The following is a 2,012-nucleotide window of genomic DNA, read 5'->3' as shown; positions in this document are numbered from 1 at the left end:
GTTCCTGGGCCGGGTGGATCACCAGGTCAAGGTCCGCGGGCACCGCATCGAACTCGGCGAGATCGAAACCGCCCTGCGTGCCCACCCCGCCGTGGAGAGCGCCGTCGCCGTCACGGTCGGGGAGCCGACCCGGCGCCTGGCCGCGCTGGCCGTCACCCGCGACGTGACCGACGAGACGGCCCTGCGCGACTGGCTGGCCGGGCGCCTGCCCGCCTACATGGTTCCCGAGCAGATCACCGTCGCGGAGAGCCTGCCGCTGAGCGCCAACGGCAAGGTCGACAGGGGCGCGGTGCGGACCCTTCTCGCCGACCGGCTCGCCGGTCGCGTCGAGCGGCTCGACCCGCCCGAGGAGGGCATGGAGACGGCCGTGGCGGAGATCTGGTCCGAGCTGCTCGGGCTGCCCGCCGTCGGCCGCGACCAGAGCTTCTTCACGCTCGGCGGCGACAGCCTCCTCGCGACCCGCCTGGTGACCCGGCTGCGCGCCGCCGGGATCGCCGGGGCCGAGCTCGGCACCCTCTTCGAGACGCCGGTCCTCGCGGAGTTCGCGGCGACCCTCGAACCCGGCGACCCCGAGCGTCTCCTGCCCACCCTGGTCCCCGACCTCGAACACCGCCACGACCCCTTCCCGCCGACCGACGTGCAGCGCGCCTACTGGGTCGGGCGGACCGACGACTTCGCGCTCGGCGGCGTGGGCTGCCACTTCTACACCGAGTACGACACGGTCGGCACCGACATCCCCCGGCTGGAGGAGGCGTGGAACGCGCTCATCCAGCGGCACGAGATGCTGCGCGCGGAGTTCCTCCCCGACGGCAGGCAGCGCATCCTGCCCGAGGTGCCGCGCTTCACGATTCCCGTCGTCGACGCCGGCGCCGACGGCGAGGACGACGCGGACACCGCGCTGGCCCGGCTCCGCGAGGACATGTCGCACCAGCTCATCGACGCGACCCGCTGGCCGCTGTTCGACGTGCGCGCCGTGCGCTACGGCGCCGGCCGCACGCGCGTCGGCGTCAGCTTCGACAACATCGTCCTGGACGCGCTCAGCTCGATGATCGTCCTGCGGGAACTGGAGACCCTCTACGCCGACCCCGGCGCGGAGCTGCCCCCGGTGGAGCTGTCCTTCCGCGACTACGTCCTCGGCGTCCACCCCGAACCCGCCGCGCTGGAGCGCTCGCAGCGGTACTGGTCGGAGCGGGTCGCCGATCTGCCCCCGGGGCCGCAGCTGCCGCTCGCCGCCGACCCCTCGCAGATCGGCCGCCCCCGCTTCACGCGCAGGGAGGGCCGCCTGTCCCCCGAGCAGTGGCGAGCCGTCAAGGCCACGGCCAAGGAGCACGGGCTCACCCCCTCCACGGTGCTGGCCACCGCCTTCGCCGAGGTCCTCGGTGCCTGGAGCGCCCGGCAGGACCTCACGGTCAACCTCACCCTCTTCGACCGCAGGGAGGTCCACCCCGACATCAACCGCGTCCTGGGCGACTTCACCTCGCTGCTGCTCGTCGCCTACGAGCCCGCCGCGGGGGAGACCTGGCTCGACGGCGCCCGGCGCCTGCAACGGCAGGTGGTGCGCGATCTGGAGCACAGCGACGTCTCCGCCATCTGGGTGATGCGCGAGCTGGCCAGGCGCACCGGCTCCGCCGAGGTCTCCATGCCGGTGGTGTTCACCAGCACGCTCGGCGTGACCGGCGACGGCGACCTCTGGGACGCGGACTCCCAGATCTTCGCCGAGCCCGTCTGGGGCGTGTCCCAGACGCCGCAGGTGTGGCTGGACCACCAGGTGATGGAGATCGGCGGCGGCCTGTTCTTCAACTGGGACGCGGTCGAGGAGCTCTTCCCGCCCGGCGTGCTCGACGCCATGTTCGGCGCCTTCGCCGGGATGCTCGAATGGCTGTCGGCCGGAAGCTGGGACTCCACGGCGCCGTGCCCGGTGCCCGCCGACCAGTTGCTGGTGCGGGCGGGGGTGAACGCGACGGCGGGTGCGGTGCCGGAGGGGTTGCTGCATTCGGGGTTCTTCGGGTGGG

The 2,012-nt window shown here is 73.3% G+C and carries 1 protein-coding gene; it reads left to right on the top strand.

Translation table 11 applies throughout. The features are described from left to right. Positions 1-13: 13 nt before the first annotated feature. Positions 14-2,012: condensation domain-containing protein (locus ACTOQ1_RS42745; protein ID WP_440074315.1), on the top strand; the 1,999-nt coding region annotated here is incomplete at its 3' end.

The organism is Streptosporangium sp. OZ121, assembly GCF_051918885.1.
Taxonomy (GTDB): domain Bacteria; phylum Actinomycetota; class Actinomycetes; order Streptosporangiales; family Streptosporangiaceae; genus Streptosporangium.
Note: the sequence above shows the minus strand (reverse complement) of the source record. Positions and strands in the feature narration are given on the sequence as shown.